At 34.6% G+C, this 22,693-nt stretch carries 26 protein-coding genes and 1 pseudogene; 24 read left to right on the forward strand and 3 right to left on the reverse strand.

Annotated elements, in window-relative coordinates:
- Positions 1-93 precede the first annotated feature (93 nt).
- Positions 94-1,041 (reverse strand): LysR family transcriptional regulator, encoded by a 948-nt coding sequence (locus JOC70_RS00660; protein ID WP_204597002.1) that lies wholly within the window; start codon positions 1,039-1,041, stop codon positions 94-96.
- A 119-nt stretch (positions 1,042-1,160) separates the two neighbouring features.
- Here JOC70_RS00660 and JOC70_RS00665 point away from each other — a divergent pair, with 119 nt between their 5' ends.
- The 11 genes from JOC70_RS00665 to JOC70_RS00715 all read left to right on the forward strand — a co-directional run bounded on the left by JOC70_RS00665 (position 1,161) and on the right by JOC70_RS00715 (position 10,516).
- The gene (locus tag JOC70_RS00665; protein WP_204597003.1) at positions 1,161-1,931 is read left to right on the forward strand and encodes a sulfite exporter TauE/SafE family protein; all 771 of its coding nucleotides are present in this window, start codon (positions 1,161-1,163) and stop codon (positions 1,929-1,931) included.
- Between the two features lie 267 nt (positions 1,932-2,198).
- Complete coding sequence (acrC, locus tag JOC70_RS00670) at positions 2,199-3,344, forward strand: acryloyl-CoA reductase (RefSeq protein WP_204597004.1); 1,146 nt, start codon at positions 2,199-2,201, stop codon at positions 3,342-3,344.
- A gap of 18 nt (positions 3,345-3,362) precedes the next feature.
- On the forward strand, positions 3,363-4,166 hold the full coding sequence (acrB, locus tag JOC70_RS00675; protein WP_204597005.1) for an acryloyl-CoA reductase electron transfer subunit gamma: 804 nt from the start codon (positions 3,363-3,365) through the stop codon (positions 4,164-4,166).
- 21 nt (positions 4,167-4,187) lie between these two features.
- Positions 4,188-5,291 (forward strand): acryloyl-CoA reductase electron transfer subunit beta, encoded by a 1,104-nt coding sequence (acrA, locus tag JOC70_RS00680; RefSeq protein ID WP_204597006.1) that lies wholly within the window; start codon positions 4,188-4,190, stop codon positions 5,289-5,291.
- Between the two features lie 125 nt (positions 5,292-5,416).
- Positions 5,417-6,778 carry a branched-chain amino acid transport system II carrier protein gene (brnQ, locus tag JOC70_RS00685; protein WP_204597007.1) on the forward strand — a complete coding sequence of 454 codons (1,362 nt, stop codon included), beginning with the start codon at positions 5,417-5,419 and terminating at the stop codon, positions 6,776-6,778.
- 80 nt (positions 6,779-6,858) lie between these two features.
- Positions 6,859-7,317, forward strand: a complete 459-nt coding sequence (locus JOC70_RS00690; RefSeq protein ID WP_204597008.1) for a beta-alanyl-CoA:ammonia lyase — start codon at positions 6,859-6,861, stop codon at positions 7,315-7,317.
- Positions 7,318-7,407: 90 nt separating this feature from the next.
- Positions 7,408-7,749 (forward strand): acyl-CoA hydrolase, encoded by a 342-nt coding sequence (locus JOC70_RS00695; protein WP_341534833.1) that lies wholly within the window; start codon positions 7,408-7,410, stop codon positions 7,747-7,749.
- 30 nt (positions 7,750-7,779) lie between these two features.
- Positions 7,780-8,961, forward strand: a complete 1,182-nt coding sequence (locus JOC70_RS00700) for a CaiB/BaiF CoA transferase family protein (RefSeq protein ID WP_204597010.1) — start codon at positions 7,780-7,782, stop codon at positions 8,959-8,961.
- A 123-nt stretch (positions 8,962-9,084) separates the two neighbouring features.
- Entirely contained in the window at positions 9,085-9,543 is a 459-nt protein-coding gene (locus tag JOC70_RS00705) for a beta-alanyl-CoA:ammonia lyase (protein WP_204597011.1), read from the forward strand.
- Between the two features lie 56 nt (positions 9,544-9,599).
- Complete coding sequence (locus JOC70_RS00710) at positions 9,600-9,977, forward strand: hotdog fold domain-containing protein (RefSeq protein ID WP_204597012.1); 378 nt, start codon at positions 9,600-9,602, stop codon at positions 9,975-9,977.
- Positions 9,978-9,979: 2 nt separating this feature from the next.
- Complete coding sequence (locus JOC70_RS00715) at positions 9,980-10,516, forward strand: nitroreductase family protein (RefSeq protein ID WP_204597013.1); 537 nt, start codon at positions 9,980-9,982, stop codon at positions 10,514-10,516.
- Between the two features lie 145 nt (positions 10,517-10,661).
- Here the strand turns inward: JOC70_RS00715 and JOC70_RS00720 are convergent, their stop codons facing one another.
- On the reverse strand, positions 10,662-11,549 hold the full coding sequence (locus tag JOC70_RS00720) for a MerR family transcriptional regulator (protein WP_204597014.1): 888 nt from the start codon (positions 11,547-11,549) through the stop codon (positions 10,662-10,664).
- A gap of 163 nt (positions 11,550-11,712) precedes the next feature.
- Between JOC70_RS00720 and JOC70_RS19335 the strand changes: the two genes are divergently transcribed.
- The 10 genes from JOC70_RS19335 (at position 11,713) to JOC70_RS00765 (ending at position 20,050) form a co-directional block, all read left to right on the forward strand.
- Positions 11,713-11,841, forward strand: a complete 129-nt coding sequence (locus JOC70_RS19335) for a hypothetical protein (RefSeq protein ID WP_278281183.1) — start codon at positions 11,713-11,715, stop codon at positions 11,839-11,841.
- A 131-nt stretch (positions 11,842-11,972) separates the two neighbouring features.
- The gene (locus JOC70_RS00725) at positions 11,973-13,223 is read left to right on the forward strand and encodes an acetylornithine deacetylase (RefSeq protein ID WP_204597015.1); all 1,251 of its coding nucleotides are present in this window, start codon (positions 11,973-11,975) and stop codon (positions 13,221-13,223) included.
- A 79-nt stretch (positions 13,224-13,302) separates the two neighbouring features.
- Positions 13,303-14,259, forward strand: coding sequence for a tRNA dihydrouridine synthase (locus JOC70_RS00730; RefSeq protein WP_204597016.1), 957 nt, complete (start codon positions 13,303-13,305; stop codon positions 14,257-14,259).
- A gap of 75 nt (positions 14,260-14,334) precedes the next feature.
- Positions 14,335-14,616, forward strand: coding sequence for a toxin-antitoxin system YwqK family antitoxin (locus JOC70_RS00735; RefSeq protein WP_204597017.1), 282 nt, complete (start codon positions 14,335-14,337; stop codon positions 14,614-14,616).
- A gap of 275 nt (positions 14,617-14,891) precedes the next feature.
- Positions 14,892-15,662, forward strand: a complete 771-nt coding sequence (locus JOC70_RS00740; RefSeq protein WP_204597018.1) for a DUF2087 domain-containing protein — start codon at positions 14,892-14,894, stop codon at positions 15,660-15,662.
- A gap of 171 nt (positions 15,663-15,833) precedes the next feature.
- On the forward strand, positions 15,834-16,103 hold the full coding sequence (locus JOC70_RS00745; RefSeq protein WP_204597019.1) for a 50S ribosomal protein L7/L12: 270 nt from the start codon (positions 15,834-15,836) through the stop codon (positions 16,101-16,103).
- 508 nt (positions 16,104-16,611) lie between these two features.
- A complete protein-coding gene (locus JOC70_RS00750; protein WP_243429010.1) occupies positions 16,612-16,911 on the forward strand; it encodes a CD3324 family protein in 300 nt (99 codons plus the stop codon).
- 108 nt (positions 16,912-17,019) lie between these two features.
- Positions 17,020-17,613 (forward strand): GNAT family N-acetyltransferase, encoded by a 594-nt coding sequence (locus tag JOC70_RS00755; RefSeq protein WP_207755202.1) that lies wholly within the window; start codon positions 17,020-17,022, stop codon positions 17,611-17,613.
- A 233-nt stretch (positions 17,614-17,846) separates the two neighbouring features.
- Positions 17,847-19,322 carry a protein adenylyltransferase SelO gene (locus JOC70_RS00760; RefSeq protein WP_204597021.1) on the forward strand — a complete coding sequence of 492 codons (1,476 nt, stop codon included), beginning with the start codon at positions 17,847-17,849 and terminating at the stop codon, positions 19,320-19,322.
- Between the two features lie 125 nt (positions 19,323-19,447).
- Entirely contained in the window at positions 19,448-20,050 is a 603-nt protein-coding gene (locus JOC70_RS00765) for a DUF421 domain-containing protein (RefSeq protein ID WP_204597022.1), read from the forward strand.
- A 257-nt stretch (positions 20,051-20,307) separates the two neighbouring features.
- Here the strand turns inward: JOC70_RS00765 and JOC70_RS00770 are convergent, their stop codons facing one another.
- A complete protein-coding gene (locus JOC70_RS00770) occupies positions 20,308-21,165 on the reverse strand; it encodes a metallophosphoesterase family protein (protein ID WP_341534834.1) in 858 nt (285 codons plus the stop codon).
- A gap of 229 nt (positions 21,166-21,394) precedes the next feature.
- Between JOC70_RS00770 and JOC70_RS19595 the strand changes: the two are divergent.
- From JOC70_RS19595 to JOC70_RS00780, 3 genes and pseudogenes are all read left to right on the forward strand, one after another.
- A pseudogene (locus JOC70_RS19595) lies at positions 21,395-21,451 on the forward strand (hypothetical protein); the annotation flags it as partial.
- Positions 21,452-21,517: 66 nt separating this feature from the next.
- Positions 21,518-21,958, forward strand: a complete 441-nt coding sequence (locus tag JOC70_RS00775; RefSeq protein WP_243429011.1) for a hypothetical protein — start codon at positions 21,518-21,520, stop codon at positions 21,956-21,958.
- A 1-nt stretch (position 21,959) separates the two neighbouring features.
- On the forward strand, positions 21,960-22,658 hold the full coding sequence (locus JOC70_RS00780; RefSeq protein WP_204597023.1) for an ABC transporter ATP-binding protein: 699 nt from the start codon (positions 21,960-21,962) through the stop codon (positions 22,656-22,658).
- The last annotated feature ends 35 nt before the right edge of the window (positions 22,659-22,693 follow it).

A 22,693-nucleotide genomic window follows, 5' to 3' on the forward strand; every position in this document is an offset into this window, starting at 1 on the left:
TGCTGCTGATAAACATGTTTTATCAGCAGATTTACTATTAAGTATGCAAGGAAAGTCTATGGACAAATTAATATATAAAAAATAATAAACCTCTTACACTTTCAAAAAAGATGTAAGTGAATTTATGAATACTTCAACGCTTTTAGATAAATATCGATTCTTTTTTCTTATTAAAACAAGTTCTCTACTAGAAAGCTCCCCGTCTAGTTTATAGAAGTAAACATCTTGATTAAAGTTCATATAGCGTACTAAAGAATCTCGTATAAATGCAATTCCAATACCTTTGCAAGCAATATGATAAGATGTCATTAATTGATCTAGATACATTACTGCTTTTGGCACAAATCCAGCTTGCTGACAAAGTTTCATACCACGTGTATACATATCATTACCTTTTTTAAGCATCACAAAGGGCTCATTTGCAAATTTATTTAACTGTACAGATGGAAAATCTGGCGACAGATGTTTGTTCTCAGATATATCTTGAAAGGATAAGCGGTAGTTATTTAATTCATCGTTGATTTTGTAGTCTTTTGGGACTGCTAAAATAATATTTTCCTTTCCAATTACGTGATTTTCAAATTGCTTTGTATCTAAATAACAGCACTCTATACCTAAATCAATTGTTTCTTTCATCAATTCTTCCTGTAAACCAAAGGAATTTACTTCAACCAAATCCACAGTTATACCAGGATGCTGCTTTTTGAATTCTGCTATTATGTCAGGAAGTACAAAGGAGCAAAAGAAAGTTGCACCACCAATAGAAATTTTCCCTGTTTTTAGAGTTGTTATATCCTGAAAGTACTCTTCAAGATTATTTTGGATGGCTTTAACTTGAAGTACAGCTTGTATATACATCTTACCTGGCTCAGTTAAGTGTACAGGTGTTGTACTTCTATCAAACAAAGGAACACCTAATGATGTTTCTATTTTCTTAATATAAGCGCTTAATGCTGGCTGACTTATATAAAGATTTTTTGAGGCTTTTGAAAAGCTGCCTTCCTTATAAACCTCATAAACATAATCCATTCCTTGAAACATTTTTTCATCTCCTGACTATAATTAAATTTGTATAATAATTATATAAATATATAAATTGGATTATATCATTTAGATGTGGTATTATCAAGTAAATGATATAATTTAAGGAGCTGATATTTATGGTTTCACTTTCAATTCCAGCACTACTTATGCTTTATTCTTTAGTTTTTATAGCTGGATTTATTGACTCTATTGCTGGCGGCGGTGGGTTAATTGCATTGCCTGCCTATCTAATTACTGGTATGCCCGTTCATATAGCTTATGGATGTAATAAGTTTTCCTCTGCTTGTGGGACTACCATTGCTACTATTAGATTTTTAAAGAACCGTTCAATAGATATTTATATTGCAGTGGTTGCTGCTGTAAGTTCGTTTGTAGGTTCTGCCATAGCATCACAGATTGTATTACTCCTTGATGGAGAAATTTTAAAGAAGATGCTTGTTTTTATCATACCAATTGCAGCTGTTATTATCATATTTAATAGGAACTATGGACATGAAAATGCATCTAAAGAGCTTGGAAAAACAAAAAGTTTTATTATAGCAGTATTAATAGGATTGCTTATTGGTTTTTATGATGGTTTGATTGGCCCTGGGACAGGCACTTTTGCTATTATTGCTTTTTCAGTGCTTATGAAATACGATTTAAAAACTGCGTCAGGTAATTCAAAACTTTTAAACCTTGCATCAAATTATGCATCCCTAGTAACATTTGTGATTGCCGGCACAATTAACTATAAAATAGCAATCCCAGCTGCTTTATGCGGGATTTTAGGAAACTATCTTGGAGCTGGTTTCGCTATAAAAAAAGGAGCCAAGTTTATTCGCCCAACCATGGTAGTAGTATTGGTTTTATTGTTAGTTAAAATGTTGTCAGATGTGTTTGTTTAAATTGAAGAAGTAAAAGGACTAGTAATAGTCCTTTTTTTTATGCTCTTTTTTCAATTGCTCTACAGTGGCTGGAGGGCTTAATAGAAAAGTAATATAGACTTATGGATGAAATTTCCAAAATGCTATTGACCTTCCAGTAACTGTATAAAGTAAGATTTTGTATGAAGGACAGTTAAGAAATAAGTTTGAAACATGAAAAAGTATGCGTTAAATACGGTCTCAAGAAATGTTTCTACTTGTATATTAAAAGAAAGGATGGAAGAACATATGGATTTTTCATTAACCAGAGAACAGGAAATGATTAAAAAACTAGCGAAACAGTTTGCTGAAAATGAATTAGACCCAGTTGCAGCAGATGTTGACCTTGAGCATGCTTTTCCAGCGGAAAATTTAAAAAAGATGGCGGCATTAGGATTTACAGGGATTGGTGTTCCTAGTCAGTACGGAGGCTCTGGCGGAGGTGCATTGGAAAAGGTTATAGCTGTTTCGGAGTTTGCAAAGAAATGTATGTCTTCGGCAGCTATTTTATCAATCCATTTAATTGCACCTCAAGCTATATCTAAATATGGTAATGAACAGCAGAAACAAAGGTATCTTCCAATGCTTACAAAGGGCGGATCTTTAGGAGCCTTTGCACTTACTGAGCCGAATGCTGGTTCTGATGCAGGATGCGCAAAGACAACGGCTATTTTTGATCCTGAAACAAATGAGTATATATTAAATGGGACAAAGTGCTTTATTTCTGGGGGCAGCCGTGCGGATGTACTTATAATATTTGCACTTACACAGCCTAACAAGGGATTAAAGGGAATGTCCGCAATCATAGTTGAAAAAGGCACACCAGGTTTTAGTATTGGTAAAATTGAGACAAAGATGGGACTTGCCGGTTCTGAAACTGCTGAACTTGTATTTGAAGACTGCCGTGTTCCAGCTGCTAATCTTCTCGGAAAGGAAGGACAAGGTTTCAAAATTGCAATGCAGGCACTTGATGGAGCGCGTATAGGGGTAGGTGCTCAAGCTGTGGGAGTCGCAGAAGGCGCGTTAGACCTTTCGATTAAGTATTCAAACGAGCGTGTACAGTTTGGTAAGCCAATTGCAAATTTACAAGGTATTCAGTGGTATATCGCTGATATGGCAACAAAGACAATGGCTGCAAAAACTCTTGTACAGTATGCTGCATATCTTGAGGATGCTGGGAAACCTTTTACAACAGAGGCTGCTATGTGCAAGCTTAATGCTTCCGAAAATGCACGTTTTGTTACAAATTTGGCGCTTCAAATACATGGGGGCTATGGCTATATGAAGGATTATCCATTAGAGCGTATGTATCGTGATGCTAAGATTACAGAAATTTATGAAGGTACCTCGGAAATTCATAAAGTAGTTATCTCCAGAGCAGTGATGAGTAAATAAAAAAGGAGTGTAGGAATAATGAGAATTTACGTTTGTGTTAAACAAGTTCCAGATACTTCAGGAAAGGTTGCTGTAAATCCAGATGGAACTTTGAATCGTGCTTCTATGTTGAGTATCACTAACCCGGATGATATGAGCGCAATGGAGCAGGCACTTATACTTAAGGATAGAGATGGCTGCCAGGTAACAGCAGTAACAATGGGGCCTCCTCAAGCAGAAGGAATGCTTCGTGAGCTTCTTGCAATGGGTGCAGATGATGCTGTTTTAATTTCTTCACGTGAATTTGGAGGATCAGATACATTTGCAACATCTCAAATTATTGCAGCAGCAATTACACATCTTGGAATAGGTAAAGATGACATCATTTTCTGTGGTCGTCAGGCAATTGACGGAGATACAGCACAGGTTGGCCCACAGATTGCAGAAAAGCTTGATATTCCTCAGGTTACTTATGCAGCTGAGATTGATAAGAAAGACAATGTTTTAGTTGTAAAGCGTATGCTTGAAGATGGATATATGATGCTTGAGGTTCAGACCCCTTGTCTTATCACATGTATAAAAGACAATAGCGCTGTTACTCGCTATATGACCATAAGCGGTATTATAAATTGTTATAAGAAACCACTTAATATTCTTGATTTCGAAGCACTTAAGAACGAACCATTAATTGAGATTGACACAATTGGACTTAAAGGCTCACCTACTAACATATTTAAGTCATTCACACCACCACAGAAAGGTGTCAGTGTAATGTTTGACGGCACTAACAGAGAGGCAATATCAGATTTAGTAGGCAGATTACAAAGTGACCACGTTATATAATTTGAAAGGAGACATGAAAATATGATGTTTAATAGTTCCGATATAGGTGCATTTAATGATATTTGGGTATTTTGTGAACAGCGTAATGGAAAGTTAATGAATACTGATTTTGAATTAATCTCCGAAGGCCGTAAACTGGCTGACGAGCGTGGCTCAAAGCTTATCGGCATACTTCTTGGACACAACATAAAAAATGTTGCTAAGGAACTTGGAGGATACGGTGCAGACAAGGTAATTGTATGTGATGATCCTGCTTTAAATGTTTACACAACAGATGCATACACAAAAGTACTTTGTGAGGTTGCAATGGAAAGAAAGCCTGAGGTTATATTAATTGGTGCATCCAACATTGGTCGTGATTTAGGGCCCCGCTTAGCAGCTCGTTTGCATACAGGTCTTACAGCAGACTGCACACACCTTGATATTGACATGGAGAATTATGTTGATTTTCTCAAAACATCTTCTACACTTGATTTATCCAAAACAACCTTCCAAATGGAGGATATGAATTTAAAGATGACACGTCCAGCATTTGGCGGACATCTTATGGCAACAATCATTTGTCCGCGTTTTAGGCCATGTATGTCAACTGTACGTCCAGGAGTTATGAAGAAGGCAGAGTTTAGTAAAGTTAAGGCTGATGCATGTGAAATAGAGGTATATTCTGTTTCTATTTCTGAAAGTGATATAAAGACTAAGGTTCTTAAGGTCGTTAAAGAAGCGAAACAGGTGATTGACTTAATTGGTGCCGAGGTTATCGTTTCTGTAGGTCGTGGTATCGGTAAGAATGTTGAGGAGGGAATCGAGCTAGCACATAAGCTTTCAGAAGCTTTTGGCGGTGGAGTTGTAGGTGGAAGTCGTGCTGTTATTGACTCTGGCTGGCTTTCGGCAGATCATCAGGTTGGACAGACAGGAAAGACTGTACATCCCAAGGTTTATATTGCCCTTGGTATTTCTGGTGCAATTCAGCACAAGGCAGGTATGCAGGATTCAGAATTAATAATTGCAGTAAACAAGGATGGAGCAGCTCCAATCTTTGACTGTGCAGACTATGGTATCATCGGAGACTTATTTAAGATTGTTCCAATGATGATTGAGGAAATCACAAACGCAAAAAAACAATAGATAACGAACCTTACCCTAGGGGTACAGTTAAGGTGCTAAGTTGGGAATATACGTTAAAAAAATATCAAAAAAAAGTTGACTTTCCAATAAATGTAATTAATATAATAGTATTAGGGGGGATGTGTATGAACAATAATTTAAATGAGAACGGGGACTTGAAATTACCAGCATTATTTTTAATGGGTGGTGCACTTTTTTCAATGCACTTTGGTGCATCGAGTATGGTATGGCCAGTAAACTGGGGTAAAGAAAGTGGTTCATCTGTATGGGTTGCATTTGCTGGAGCATTTATAACAGCTTTATTACTTACATTACTTGCTTATGTTGCATTATCAAAAGGTAAAGGCACTTATAATGAAATTACCAGACGAGTACTTGGAAAGAAACTAGGAATATCATATACAATCGTAACCATTGTTGTGCTTGGACCTCTGTATGCTATTCCTCGTATGAGTGCAGCAGCTTGGGACTCCATAGTACAAGCTTTTGGTTTGAATCGAGAAGCAAGATTACCGCTGATTATATTTACTGTATTATTTTATTTGGTAACTTATTGGTTCTTAATGAGCCCTGGAAAGACAATGGATCGTATTTCACAAATTCTTTTCCCATTCCTTATTATCATTGTTATTATTGTTGTAGGCAAGGGGATGATTACTCCAATTGCAGAGCCAGTTGCAAAGTCATATCCAGGTTCAGCATTTGCCTACGGTTTCACAAATGGTTATGCAACAGCCGAAATTCTTTGTTCATTAATATTCGGTGTTGTTATCCTAAATGGACTTAAACAAAAAGGTGTTTCTGAGGCACGTATGAGTAGAAATATCATCAGAGTAGGCGTTGTTGGTATAGCAATGCTAAGCATAACACACCTTTGTCACATGTTAATAGGTGCTTCTACAGGGGGGACAATTGATTTAAGTTATACAGCTCTTTATACAGCAGTTGCTACTAAACTTATTGGGCATTTAGGAGGAATCTTATTCTCAATTGCACTATTCTTTGCAGCTCTTACAACAGCAATCGGTATGACTTCCGGATGTGCTGAGTTCTTTGTGGATGTAACAGGAGGAAAGATTGATTATAAGAAGGCATCTATCGCAGTTTTGATTTTTAGTACACTCTTTGGATGTATGGGTCTTGCTTCAATACTTACAATCTTAGGACCAATACTTGATGGTATATATCCAGCAGCTATTGTACTTGTTATATATTATTCATTAATGCCAGATAGCCAAAACAAAAGAAAATTAAATCTATGCCGTTATGCAATGGTAACAGCATTGGTATTTGGTATTTTAGATACCGTTTACACTTATGGAATTAAATTAAATATAAACTTAGGATTTTTAAATACATTCTATGAGAGTCTTCCGCTAGCATCTGAAAAGCTTGCATGGTTCCCTTGGACAGTAGCTGCTGGAATTATTGGATATATAGTATTCTCAAAAAACAAAGCAGCAGTAGAGGGAAATATAGAAGTTTAACGGCTTAAAACTTAGCTGAATAGATGCTTGTGGAATTTCGCAAGCATCTAAATAATATAAAATTTTAGGGGGATGTCATAATGAGAAAAGTATCTTTTTTAAGTTATAATATGACAACAGCAGATGCCAACAATCCAGATGGATTAGTGCCAATTGGACGTCAGTTTGATTTCATCGGAGATGTTGAGACAGAAGAGATGATTTTATGTGATGGTGATGAGTCACTTTGCCTTGGATATCATGATGTCAAATGTTATAACGATATTTATGTAGGGGATATGGTTGACTTTAAAGCAACTCTTACACACGTAGGAAACACATCTCGTGATTGTAAAATCGAAGTTTTCAAGCTTGCTACACCTGCTTTCCGTGAAGATAAGACAAATTGCAGACCAGGAGATATGGTTTGGTTTGATGAGCCTGTACTTTGTACAGAAGGAAATGTTCGTCTTGTAGTTAAGAAGCACTTACAGCGTGGAGAGCAGCCAGACGGAACAGTAATTGATCCATGGCGCCCACTTGAGGATTTTCCAGAATAAATTAAGGCTTTAAAAGAGCTAAACTGAAAATATAGAGTAAAGGGGAATTGTATTATGAATGAGCAGCAAACAGTAACATATCGTTATAGAATGTCAGACCGTGACGTATTTTATGGCGGCGGAGTCGTAAACGGAGCAAGAAACATCACACTTATGAATGATACAGCAAACCGCCTTATGGCAAAGGTATTTGGAAACACAGGTCATTGTGTTGAAGTAAAGAAGGTTCGTCTTTATGTTCCTTCATATGCAGGTGACTATATGGAGTATATTGCAAGAATTAAAAGCATAGATGGAAACCGTGCATTAATTGAGGTTCGTTCTTTCAAGATTATTGAAGTTCCTGAAAATCCAGAATTCCCAAGTTCTATCGATGTACTACCTGATCCACCATTATCAACAGTGGTTCAGTTTGTTTACGAGACATATTAATAAGTAACAAATAATAGGGGGGAGTTATAAATGAGAAAAGCACTTGAAGGTATAAAGGTAGTTGACCTTACTTCAGCATTAAATGGACCATTTTGTACAATGATATTAGCAGACTATGGTGCAGATGTTATAAAAATTGAACCAGTTGGCGGTGAACAGTGCCGTGAATGGGGACCAATTGATGAAAAAAGCGGTGAAAGTGGTTTTTACAGCTTTGTAAACCGTAACAAAAAAGGTGTTACTCTTAATCTTAAATCTGAAAAAGGGCGACAGATGTTCTATGAGCTTGTTCGCGATGCTGACGTATTGGTTGAGAACTATAAGGGCGGTGTTACAAAGAAGCTTGGTATTGATTATGAATCTGTAAAGAAGGTTAATCCAAATATTATTTATGCTTCAGGCTCAGGCTTTGGTCAATATGGACCAATCACACACCGTCCTTGCTATGATATCGTAGCACAGTCTATGGGTGGTATGGTTAATCTTACAGGTTTTAAGGATGGAAATCCCGTAAAGGTTGGTCCTTCTGTTGCAGACCACGTTGCAGGTATTTACCTATCAGTAGGGGTACTTTTAGCTCTTTACAACCGTGAGAAAACAGGTATGGGTCAGCATGTTGACGTAGCAATGTTTGATACAATCTTTAGTTTACTTGAAAATGCAATTGTAAACTACACAGTAGGCGGCTTTATACCAGAACGTAACGGAAATGTAGACCCATCTATAGCTCCATTTGATATATTTGAGTGTAAAGATGGATTCGTTGCTCTTGGAGTAGGTAATGATAGATTATTCCAGAAGTTCTCTTATACTATTGGTCATGAAGAACTTATAGATGACCCTCGTTATAAAACAAACGTATTACGATGTGAAAATTATATACCAGAATTACAAAGTTTAATCCGCGGCTGGTGTAAGGAGCACACAAAGAAAGAAATAGAAGACATAATGGATGAGGCAGGAATCCCATGTGGTCCAGTATTAAATATTAAGGAAGCAATCGAGCATCCACATATTCAGGCTCGTGACATGATGGTGCATTGTGAACATCCAACAGCAGGGGACCAGTATTTCCAAGGTTGTGTTATAAAGCTCTCAGAAACTCCAGGTAGTGTAGAAGCTCCATCTCCAATGCTCGGACAACACAATGCAGAAGTTTTCGGACTTACAGAAGAAGAACTTAAAGAACTAACTGCAGAAGGTGTACTATAAACAGAGTTCTTAGCTTCGGATGGAGTTTTTACTCCAGGTAGTCATCGGATAAGTTAAGTATATAGTAATATATAACGTGACTGCTTTAACAGGCAGTTGCGTCAAAAATAGGGGGATATGATAATGAGAAAAGTATCTTTTTTAAGCTATAATATGACAACAGCAGATGCCAACAATCCAGATGGATTAGTGCCAATTGGACGTCAGTTTGATTTCATCGGAGACGTTGAGACAGAAGAGATGATTTTATGTGATGGTGATGAGTCACTTTGCCTTGGGTATCATGATGTTAAATGTTATAAGGACATTTTTGTAGGGGATATGGTTGACTTTAAAGCAACTCTTACACACGTAGGAAATACATCCCGTGATTGTAAAATCGAAGTTTTCAAGCTTGCTACACCTGCTTTTCGTGAAGGTAAGACAGATTGCAGACCAGGAGATATGGTTTGGTTTGATGAGCCTGTACTTTGTACAGAAGGAAATGTTCGACTTGTAGTTAAGAAGCACTTACAGCGTGGAGAGCAGCCAGACGGAACAGTAATTGATCCATGGCGTCCACTTGAGGATTTTCCAGAATAAATTAAGGCTTTAAAAAAGAGGTAAACTGAAAATATAGAATAAAGGAGAATTGTGTTATGAATGAACAACAAACAGTAACATATCGTTATAGAATGTCAGATCGTGACGTGTTTTATGGCGGCGGAGTTGTAAACGGAGCAAGAAACATCACACTTATGAATGATACAGCAAACCGTCTTATGGCAAAGGTATTTGGAAACACAGGTCATTGTGTTGAAGTAAAGAAGGTTCGTCTCTATGTTCCTTCATATGCAGGTGACTACATGGAGTATATTGCAAGAATTAAGAACATAGATGGAAAGCGTGCTTTAATTGAGGTTCGTTCTTTCAAGATTATTGAAGTTCCTGAAAATCCAGAGTTCCCAAGTTCTATCGATGTACTACCTGATCCACCATTATCAACAGTAGTTCAGTTTGTTTATGAGGCATATTAATTATGAATGTAATAGAATGTATTAAAAAAAGACGAAGCATTCGTAAATATAAGGCACGCAAGGTAGAACATGAGGTGATAGAGCAGCTTATTGACTGTGCAAGATGGGCGCCATCCTGGAATAATTGTAAAGCTGTTCGATATACAGTTATTGAAAAAGACAATGAGATTCAGACAATTGCTCATACAATGGTAGCACCTGAAAATGTACACATTGTTGAAAATGCACCAATGATTCTGGCTCTTTCTATTGTAAGGAACCGTTCTGGTTACGAAAGAGATGGTTCTACTTCTACCGCTAAGGGATCAACATGGGAGATGTTTGACACTGGACTTGCATGCCAAAATATTTGCCTTGCAGCAGAGGAATTAGGACTTGGGACTGTAATCATGGCATCTTTTGACGAAGAAGGAGTTACAAAATTTATTGATTTGCCGGAAGACGAATTGATTATTGCACTGGTTGCATGTGGATATCCAGCAGAGGAGCCAAAGGCCCCAAGAAGAAAAGAAGTTTTAGAAATTTTGCGTTATCATTAAAAAGATGCTATTAAAAAGGGGTAGTAGCTTCAGTTAGTGAATATACTACAGAGCACAGATTCGTCAAAATCGTTATTAGCTTCGTGGTAATTTCAGCTAGTGAATATACTACCCAAGGGGTATCACTTCAGAATAAGAACAGAGCTTATTTTTTATTTTCACAATGGATTTTCGTTACGGGAATTATTACCTTAGTAATATGCTCGTCTACATTGTCTACATCAAGAGGTGATATAATAAATTCTTCAGATATATTACCAGTAATCTTGTAACCATTCTTGTTAATCCACTGTATCATTTTTATATGAGTATTTACAATATTGGAGTAATTTCCAACGTGAGTAGTAGTAGCAGCGGTAAATCCTCCAAATTTTCTGCAATTGTTGGATTTAATAGGAGATTCTATGCACATTCCAAATTCAACGGTTGAATCCTTAAAGAGAAACTGCTCAAGGGGATCTGAATAGTATGTAACCACAATTGATCCTTTGCTTTTTAGCTGTAGCTTATTGCATAAATCAATTATTTCCACCCATCTTTCTAAGGACACCTCTGAATTTGAGTAATTTTTCATTACTTTTTTGGTATACACTAAATCCGTTTCAGGAATTTGTTCGATTTGTATAGTTTTGGTAATGATATTTTCTTTATCTTCTTTGTTACAGTAGGAAATGATATCTACTCCTTTTTTTAGTCTTTCTAAAAAAGCATAGGCATCGGAATATCTTTTTTGTAGGCAGTTTATTTCATCGGATATTTCTAAAAGTTTACATTCTATACTTTGTTTAAGAGTTTCAGCTTTGTTATCCTTTACAATTTGCTGAATCTGCTCTAATGTAAATCCAAGCATTCTTAGTTTGCGAATTATACATATTGTTACCATTTGGTCCTTACTATAGTATCTATATTTATTTCCCTCTTCTCTAAATTTAGGGACAACTAATTTTATGGAATCATAGTAACGCAATGTTTTTCTAGGAATATTACAAATTTCTTCTACTTCACCTATAGAATATTTATCTTCCTTTTTCATTTATAATCCCCCCAGATAATTACCTTATTGTTATATATTACCATTAATGTGGAAGAAGTGCAAGAGTTTAATAGTTAGTATATAAACTGATTTAGAGAAAGGCAATATAGAGGAATAATTTTATCGACCTTTGGGGATAAAATTACTAAGGAAGGTGAGTACAATGCAATCTAAATCAGAAAATAAAAAAAGAAATGATAATGAAAAAAATAATTCAAAATCTCCAAATGTATTTACATGGGAAGCAGACAAAAATATGAATAAGCCTGTAAGGGGATTACCAAAGAAATAGAGCCTTTTGGCTCTTTTTTTACATATAAAAATAAAGAAAACAGTAATTGATTGTATCTCTTAGCTGACAGGGCATTCAGTGGTAATGTATAATGAAATTGTAGATAATTGATACTTGAAGGAGAATGAAAAATGAATTGGATGAAATGTGTTGATGAAAATCAAGAAATGTTATGGAAGATATTATCGGATTTAATTTCTTTTGAGACAGTTACTCCTCCAGGAAGAAATTCAGATGATATACAGTCTTACATATATAATTTTTTAAGTGAACTGGGTGCTGAACTTGACCGATGGGAGATGTATCCTGGCGACAGTTTATTAGTTGGAGTTATTCCAGGGACCAAGAGGAAAGAGGCGAAAAGTCTTATTCTAAATGGTCATGTAGACGTTGCAGTTGTAGGGGATACAGCCCATTGGATTTATCCTCCATTTGAGATTACTAAAGAAAATGGTTTCTTGTACGGACGTGGAACTGCTGATATGAAAGGAGCAATGGCATGTGCTCTGTATTCCGTGTGGCTTTTAAAAAAGTATGGGGTTAAGCTTGATGGAGACTTGCAGATTCAATCAGTAATTGGTGAGGAGGCAGGAGAGGCGGGAACTCGTGCTATTTTGGATCGTGGATACAAGGCTGACTTTGGAATATGTATGGACACAAGCAATCTTGAAATTCAGGGTCAGGGTGGAGTGATTACAGCTTGGGTAACGGTAAAGAGTAAAGATGTTTTTCATGATGCAGTTAGAAGAAATTTAATTCATCCAGAGGGTGGAATTTTTGGAGCAAGTGCCATCGAAAAAATGCAAAATGTTATTCAATCACTTCGTGAACTTGAAGAAATTTGGTATGAAACAAAGTCTTATCCAGGTTTTGAAAGAGGTGTGAATACAATAAATCCAGCAGTAATAGAGGGTGGAAGAAATGCAGCATTTGTGGCAGATGAGTGTAAACTTTGGATTACTGTACATTTTTATCCAAATGAAAGCTACGAGTCAGTTATAAAAGAAGTTGAGGAACATTTGCAGAAGCTAGCAGATAAAGATCCTTGGTTTAAAGAAAATCCCATACAATTTAAATGGGGTGGAAAATCAATGATTGAGGAGAGAGGAGAAATTTTTCCTTCTGCTGAAATTGATAAAGATAGTGAAGCGGTTAAACTTCTTTCCAGTGTACATGAAGTTTGTTTAAATGAAAAACCAAATGTAAATATGAATCCTAGTGTAACAGATGTGGGATGGCTTGCTCATGGTGGAATTCCAGCAGTATTGTATGGACCAGGTCTTCCAGAGGAGGCACATTCAGTAGATGAGTGCGTAGAAGCACAACAGCTTCTTGATTATAGTGCTATCCTTTTAGAGTTTATGGGAAAATGGTGTACATAAGTTACCCCGTTTGTAAAACAGAAATATATTTATTGCATACAATAGATACGCAATTACTTATGATGAGGAGTCTTATAATATGAAATACTATTTCGCACCGTTAGAAGGTATTACTGGATATGTATATAGAAATGCATATCAAACTTTTTTTGGTCAAATTGATAAATACTTTACACCCTTTATTTCACCAACTAGTAATAAGGGTTTTACTTCGAGAGAATTAAATGATATATTACCTGAACACAATCAAGGATTGACTGTGGTGCCTCAAATACTTACAAATAATGCTGAGTATTTTACTCGCACGGTGAACGACTTGACTAAGTTTGGTTATGATGAGATTAATTTAAATTTGGGCTGTCCATCTGGTACAGTTGTTGCGAAACATAAAGGTTCAGGATTTCTTGCACAAAGAGCACAGCTGGATGAATTTTTAGAGGACATATTTGCAAAGGCATCAACTAAGATTTCCATAAAGACAAGAATTGGAAAGGATTCTCCAGATGAATTTTATGAGCTGATTAAAATCTTTAACAAGTATCCTCTGGAGGAGCTTATTATTCATCCAAGAATACAAACGGACTTTTATAAGAACAAGCCAAATATGTCAGTATTTAAAGATGCATTAGAATTAAGTAAAAATCCTGTTTGTTATAATGGGGACATTTTTAATCTATCGGACTATAAAGAATTAGTGGAAATACATCCAAGTTTAGATGCAGTAATGCTGGGTCGAGGACTTATTGCAAATCCAGCATTAATTGGAGAAATTAAGAATAATCATGTGGTAGATAAGCTGGTAATGAAGGAATTTCACGATGCAGTTTATGAAGGCTATCAAGAAATCCTTTCTGGAGATAGAAATGTATTATTTAAAATGAAAGAATTTTGGTTTTATATGATACACCTGTTTGCAGACAGTGATAAATATGTTAAGAAAATAAGAAAGACAGATAGATTATGCGATTATGAAGCAGTTATATCACAGCTATTTCAAGAACTTGATATAGAACAATCACTTTTACGGGGATTTTAATGGATACCATGAATTGTTTTATTATTATGATTTAGTAGTTAGAATTACTAAATTTGTGAGAGAAGGGGAATAAATATGCTAGAAAAAAAGAATTACGCAAACGGTCAAGAGGTTTACAGATGTTCTGAAAATAAACTCACCTACTATTATAAGAATGGTCAAATAAAAGCGGAAGGCCCTTTTGAAAATAACCAAATGGAAGGTGAATGGAGATTTTACAGGGAATCTGGGCAACTATCACAAATAGGAAATTTTAAGAACGATAAGAAACACGGTAAATGGATAAGATTTGATAAAGATAATCAAGAGGATTATAATGAGGAATTCAATGATGGCAAAATAATTAAATCAAAATAATATATAAAAGCTCTCCTGCATGAAATAAAGTACTGCAGGAGGGCTTTTGTGTTATATACATTTAAAAAATTTAGTGCATTATAATTTTCGTTTGACACAAAAATTATGCGTTAGCTGTAAGCAATAAGATTACTGGAAGTAATTTTCAAAGAATTAAGGGATGACAAAGTTATAGACAAATATCAAAAATGTTTACTTATATATAGACATATGTCTAATAAAGGTGTATTATTAAAATAATGATAATTAATGAATATTGAAAGGGGTTAGCTCTAATGGATACGAAATCAAATGAATTATTTTGGAATGCCACAATAGATGAAGTGGAAAATGGGTTTGTAGAAAACCATAAAGAGTATGGATGTATAATTTGTGAGGAAGTATTTGAAAAGGGACGTATATATGAAATAGAGTCAAAACTTTATGATGCAAAAAAGGCAGCAGAAATTCACATAGAGGAAAGACATGGTTCTATGCTTGAGTACCTGTTAGGAATGAACTCAGCTTTTACAGGAGTGTCAGGTGTTCAAAGAGAGATATTAATATTAATTGCCCAGGGACTATCCGATAAAGAAGTTGCAGCAAAGCTTGGAGTTGCACAATCAACCATTAGAAATCATCGTTATAAATTAAGAGAAAAGGAAAAGCAAGCAAAGTTATTTTTAGCTATGATGAACTTACTCACAAATAGTACAAAGAACAAAATTAATAAGCTAGAAAAAGAAGTTATATGTGATCCTCATAAAACAGCAATCAGCATAGATGATAGATATAACATTACTGATAAGGAAAAAGAGGATACTATAAAAATACACATGGATGATACAGGTGCATTAAAAATTTATCCTTCTAAGGAAAAGAAGAAGATTATTATATTACAGGAAATCACTAAGAACTTTACTAAAGGAAAGACTTATTCAGAAAAAGAACTTAATAGAGTCCTAAAAAGAATATATGAAGATTATGTAACTATAAGAAGAGCTTTAATAGAATACGGATTTATTGAAAGAACAAATGACTGCAACAGCTATTGGGTGAAGGAGTAATGGGTATAGTTTTTATACCTTGTGATATATAACTAAAAGTAATATAATTTAAATGATACTGATATTAGTTAAAGTTTGAGGCATCTTTATGGAACACATTTAAAAAAGTGCTGGATGGTACCATATTAAGAAGTATAAAAACAAATGATAAATTTTTGAAAGGGTGGAATGATGGATTATAAAATTATTGCTGGGATTTTTGCGGCAGGAGTATTGCTATGGATGATAAGTGTTATTAGCGAAATTCGAAGTGATATAAAGCGCATAAATATAAGTTTGAATAAAATCGCTAAACAAGCTGAAGTGCCAGACACAATAACAGATGAATTAAAAGGCCTTATTTCAGAAGGTAAAATTGTTGAAGCAGTAAAAAAATATAGAATTGCTGCTGGAGTTGGATTAAAAGAAGCCAAAGAATATGTTGACTCCTTAAGAGAATAAAAAGCAAGAGAAGCGAAGAGTGATTTTCTATAGAAATTTATTTGAGAAGAGCTATAGTACACTCAATTAAAATAAACGTTTAAAAACTTAGAGTGGTACAAACCACTCTTTTTTAGCTATTGAAGTTTCTGTAAAAATAATATATAATATGATTTAAAAATTGCAAATTTTACATGAAAGGAATCTTATAATGAATTATAGATGTGAATCCGGTACTCAAGTTACTCCTTGCAAAGGCCATAAGAACTAAATCGGCTATGCTTTGCTTGGAGACTATTTTATTAAAATAGCTGATGTTGAAAATATAAAGGCACTTTTACGCTCTTTTTTATAATTTATATAAATTGGGCTTATTTAGTGTGCAGTTTTTCAGCATTATATAGTTTAATAAGGTGGGTTATGAGTTTGATTCCTTTTATTGAATCGGATTTTTTATAAGTATATTGATTTTAAATAGATTTTTATGGTCTTTGCTTCAACCAAAAATAATTTTTGGAGGAGTAAAGATATGAAATATAGTAATGCACAAAATGTATTGCCAGATGAAATAATAAAAATTATTCAGGAATATGTGAATGGTGAATATTTATATATACCTAGAAAAGATGGAGAACAAAAGACCTGGGGAGAAAAGAATGGTACAAGAGATAAATTAAATATCCGAAATGCTGAAATTTATGATAAATATAAAAATGGTACTACGGTTTTGGATTTAGCTGAGGAATACTATCTTTCAGATAAGAGTATAAGAAGAATTATTACTGAGCAAAGGAAATTATGCTCGAAATTAAAACAGAATTATAAGTGAGATTGAAAGCCTCCTTTTAACTACTATATAATGATGATATGTTGAGAAACGGCATATCTAGGGATAAGAACATTGATATTGGAAAAGTTAAGGGAGGATAGAATATAAATGAATACAAGAAACCTTTTAGAGCTAAAGGGAGATTTGATATATCTAAAAAAACTGGACAAGGAGTACCTTGAAGAATATTGGGAAAGCATGGATAATAGCAGTGTGGAAGCAATGATTTTTACAGGAACTCAACAAATATTTAATAAGTCAGATATTGAAAGATATTTAGAAAATATAGTTCAAGATGACAATAGAGTTGATTTTTTAATAATATCAAAAGAATCTAACAAAATAGTAGGGGAAGTTGTTATTAATAACATCTATAGAAATGATAGAAATTCTAATATAAGAATTTTGATAAATAAAAAAGAAGATTTTAGTAAAGGTTACGGAAGTGAAGCATTGATATTAGCATTGAATTATGGATTTGGAATGCTTAATTTACATAGAATTGAACTAGAAGTATTTCCATTTAATCAAAGAGCAATTCATGTGTATGAAAAAATGGGTTTTGTAAGAGAGGGAATCAAAAGACATGGCTGCTACTTTAATAGTAAATACTATGACATGATTACAATGAGTATTTTGGAAGGTGAGTTTAGAGAAAAATATAATATTACTGGAGAATTGTTAGATGTTCTTAACAATTAGGTATAAAAAGCTGGCTGAAAATGATTTTTTAATTATTTTCAACCAGCTTTTTTGTATTGATTATATAGCTTATTTAAATAGATCTACTAGATATATATGGTAAAGAATTAGTGTAAGGAAACGGTATAATAAGCTGATAGAAGCAGATACTAAAAATATCATAGAATAGCTATGATTTTGTTTATAGTAAAAAAATTAGGATACAAAAATATAAAAAGGAAAAAGGAGATATCATGAGTGATAAAAAAGTAATAACTGAAACAGGATGGAACTTTGACAACAGTTATGCTCGCCTGCCAGAAACATTTTTCACAAGGCAAAGGCCAACTCCTGTACGCTCTCCAGAACTTATAATTTTCAATCATACATTGGCAGGATCTTTAGGGTTGAATGCTGAGGAATTGGAAAGTAATGATGGTGTAGAGGTGTTTGCTGGAAACAAAATTCCCGAGGCTGCTTTGCCTATTGCGCAAGCTTATGCAGGGCATCAATTTGGATATTTTACTATGCTGGGAGACGGCCGAGCTGTCCTATTAGGAGAACAAATAACGCCTAAAGGTAGGCGATTTGATATTCAGCTCAAGGGTTCGGGCAAAACTCCATATTCTCGCGGAGGTGATGGGAGAGCATCGCTTGGACCTATGCTGCGTGAATATATAATCAGTGAAGCAATGCATGGACTTAATATTCCTACTACTCGAAGTTTAGCTGTGGTGACAACTGGTCAGCCAGTAATGCGTGAAACTGAGCAGCCTGGTGCAATTCTTACCCGTGTAGCTGCTAGCCATATACGTGTGGGCACTTTTCAATATGCTGCAAACTTTACAACTACGGAGAAGCTTCAAGCATTGGCAGATTATGTATTACAAAGGCATTTTCCGGAAATAGAGAATGATGAAAATCGTTATATTTCTCTGCTTAAGGAAGTCATAAGACGCCAAGCTGTACTCATTGCCAAATGGCAGCTAGTTGGTTTTATTCATGGTGTTATGAACACAGATAACATGACTATCAGTGGAGAAACTATTGACTATGGTCCTTGTGCCTTTATGGATACCTATGATCGAGCAACGGTATTTAGTTCCATTGACATGCAGGGGAGATATGCCTATGGTAATCAACCAGATATTGCAGCATGGAATTTAGCTAGATTTGCTGAAACTTTGTTGCCGCTGATGCATGACAATGAAGAGGATGCTATTATACTTGCTGAAGAAGCAATTGGGAATTTTGATGAATTGTATCACAGCAATTGGATAGCAGGAATGAGAGGAAAACTTGGAATCTTTGATGAAGAGCCTGAGGATGTATCTCTTATTGAAGGTCTTCTTAAGATGATGCATAAGTATGGTGCTGATTTCACTAACACCTTCCGTGCATTAACAATTGATAAGTTAGAGGAAACGGCACTGTTTGGTACCACGGAATTCATTCAGTGGAATCAGCTGTGGCAGGCAAGACTTAGCAGACAGCAGGAGTCAAAAGTTTCTGTTAAAAAATTAATGCAAATGAGCAACCCTGCAGTTATTCCTCGTAACCATAGGGTAGAAGAGGCACTGGAAGCTGCGGTAAACCATGGAGATTACAGTGTGATGGAGAGGCTTCTAGATGCACTTTCAAGTCCTTACAAATACACTGATAAACAGGCTGAGTACTGCACATTACCTAAAGAATCAGATAGTCCCTACAGAACCTTTTGTGGTACTTAAGCGGTTTTTAAATTATCTAAGTGATGCAAAATAAAAGTTTGAATAACTATCATATCAGTAAGGGCATTTAATTGTGCCCTTTTTCCTAGTATGAAATTGCAAAAATTGTTTAAGGAGGCAAGATTATGGATTTAAACTGGGTATGGCAATCGGCACTAATATTTATTGTAGGAACATTTATTTTAAGAGTAGGTGGAAGAAAATCAATTTCTCAAATGACAATATCTCAGACTATAGTGATGATAGGATTAGGATCTTTATTGATTCAGCCTGTAGCTGGTAAGGGACTATTTATTACCTTTCTTATAGCAGGTGTATTAACAATATTAATGATAATCACTGAATACTTAGAAGTTAAGGTGGATCTTTTGGAGACTATATTTGCCGGCAAAGCGGTAATTGTTATTGAAAATGGCAATCCAAACATCAAAAATTTAAAAAAAATTAGGATGTCGATTGACAGACTTGAAACGAGATTAAGGCAAGCTGGAATATCTTCCATAAAAGATGTAAAATATGCGACAATTGAAGTAAGCGGTCAGCTTGGGTATGAGCTTAAAGATAATAAAAAGCCTCTAACACAGGATGATTTTATAAAATTAATGAGGGAAATATCTGAGCTAAAGGGGATGATCAATGCAGAGAGCAAGCCTCAAACTAATAAAGGAAATAACATCTTTAAGGAGATAAAAAATGAAAAGTTTGAGGGAAATAAGAATGAACCATAACTGATTTAAATAAAAATGAAATCTATTTGATATTCTCATGATGTATATAAAGTTATTTTGTTTTGCCAGTTAAATCTACAAGTGGAAATGAGCAGACCTCCAAGTGCATTGTGCTCTACTACTCAGAATTTGCTGGCAGCGGCAAAGTAAATGAGGATAGGGGTCTGCAGGATTCATTTTGGCTTGTTTTTATTTTATTCACCACAAGGTGTATAATTGGAAAGATAAGTGGAAATACCTTAGGGCTCCTTTGAAAATTAGTTTGTTAAGATTACAAACTCATCTAGCTTTTCACCCTTATAATTAACAGCAAAGACTTTTATGATGTCGTATTCTACGTCCACAACTACAAAATGATAGACAGCTATGGGCTTTACTAACACTCCTTTTTTATCTTTGTATTTATCTTTAAGTTTCTCACCACCACCACCGGTAATGACTTGATATATACTTCTATTAATACTATTTATCCTTCTTCTGGAATAATTATGTTCGTGGCCAGAAAAAACAACTTGAATATTGCAGTTATCTACTATATTCCAAAAAGCGTCTCTGCATTCAGGATACAAATCTAAGCAGTTCCCAAGATGAGCCCCTGTAGGATAGGCGGGAGAATGAACAAAGAGAATCTTACTTTTCATTGTGGATGAGGCTATATTTTTAAGCCAATTCAGTTGGGTTTCATCAATTTTATGCAAAGAATTAAAATGAAAGGAATTAAGTATTATTGCCCGCATATTCCGAAAGTCCTTGTAGTATACAGTGTTGTTGTAGTTTTTTAAAAAATTATCTGGGTATAAATCTTTATAAACTTCTTTAAAAATTTTTTCATATTTATCATCTAATGGTTCAATATTAACTTCATGATTACCTACCACTGGGAGTAGAAGCTTATTTGGGTAAAATTTTTCAACTAGCTTTCTTAATCTCTTAAGCTGACTTTTTAAAACATTTTCATCATGACTTCCAGCTACCATATCTCCTAGCATTACAATAAATTCTGGTTCGGGTTTTAACTTAGAGCTTTCACTTAGTATTTTTGTAAGTACATTTTCATTTATTCCATGCTCTTTTCCTTTAGAATCCCCAATAATTATGAATCTAATAATTTTCACCTCTAATTAAAATAGAAATTATAATCATAGTATATGTGAAAAGCTTGGAAAAGTTTATTATATTTAATAATTTTCAAAATAAACTTGACCAATATGGTCATTTGATATAAAATAAAAATGACCGCATAGGTCAAAAGGTTTTTGCAAAAAAAGGAATGAGGCGATTATCATTTATTCGAAATTTTATAGTTTAGAACAGGAAAAAAGGGAAGATATTATTAATGCAGCTATTGGAGAGTTTGCACAAAATGGTTATTCAAAGGCTTCTACAAATAAGATCATAAAAGAAGCAGGAATATCTAAGGGGTCATTATTCAACTATTTTAATAGTAAAAAGGAATTATATTTATTTTTGCTTGAATATATATCTAAAATCATTGATAAAATTTATGATGAAATAGACTTAAATCAAAGAGACGTTTTTAATAGAAGTAGAGAAATAGGATTAATTAAGTTTAAGGTGATGAAAAAGTTTCCTCAGGCATTTAACTTTCTTAAGAATGCTAACAACGAAGAAGCTTCTGAAGTGAAATCTGAAATCGACAAAATACGTAACAATATTACTCAAAAAGGTTTTGAAAAAATCTACGAAAACATAGATTTTACAAAATTTCGTGATGACATTGATATTGAAAAAACTCTTAATATCATTAATTGGACTATGCTAAGCTTTTCAGAGCAGCAAGTAAATAAATTAAATTCATTTGAAGATATCGACATAGAGCTGCTTAAAGAATGGGATAGTTATTTTGATATAATGAAGCGCTGTTTTTATAAAAAGGAGGAAGACTAATATGTTTATTGAGATTTCAAACTTGAAGAAAAGCTACACATCCGGCTCTATTACAACTGAGGTTTTAAAGGGAATTGAAATGAAGCTTGAGGAGAGAGATATTGGCGTTATTCTTGGTCCATCAGGTTCAGGAAAATCCACATTAATGAATATCATTGGAGGTATTGACCGAGGTGACAGTGGCAGAGTAGTAGTTAATGGAATCGACATAAACAATTTAAATGATGATAAACTTACCGATTACAGACGTGAGGGGATAAGTTTTGTGTTTCAGTTCTATAACCTGGTTCCTAATCTTAACGTCGGAGAAAACATTGAAGTGGCATCAAACATCAGTAAATCATCATTAAATACTGATGAAGTTTTAGCTGCGGTTGGAATGCAGGATAAAAAACACCGTTTTCCTAGAGAACTAAGCGGGGGCGAACAGCAAAGGGTATCCATTGCAAGAGCGATTGTAAAGAATCCAAAGCTATTGCTTTGCGATGAGCCGACTGGTGCTCTTGACTATCAGACATCACGAAGTATTCTAAAGCTTTTACAGGAGATAAATGAAAAATATGGGACAACTATTTTGATGATAACTCACAACGCGGCCATTGCTTCTATGGCTAATAGAGTATTTAAGCTTAGAAGTGGAGAAATAGTAGAAGAAGCAATTAACCAGATAACTATTCCAGCAGAAAGGATTGAATGGTAATGGTGATTAATAATAGAATTAAGCGTGTTTTGATG

It is taken from the genome of Clostridium pascui (assembly GCF_016908015.1).
In the GTDB taxonomy this organism is placed as follows: domain Bacteria; phylum Bacillota; class Clostridia; order Clostridiales; family Clostridiaceae; genus Clostridium_AK; species Clostridium_AK pascui.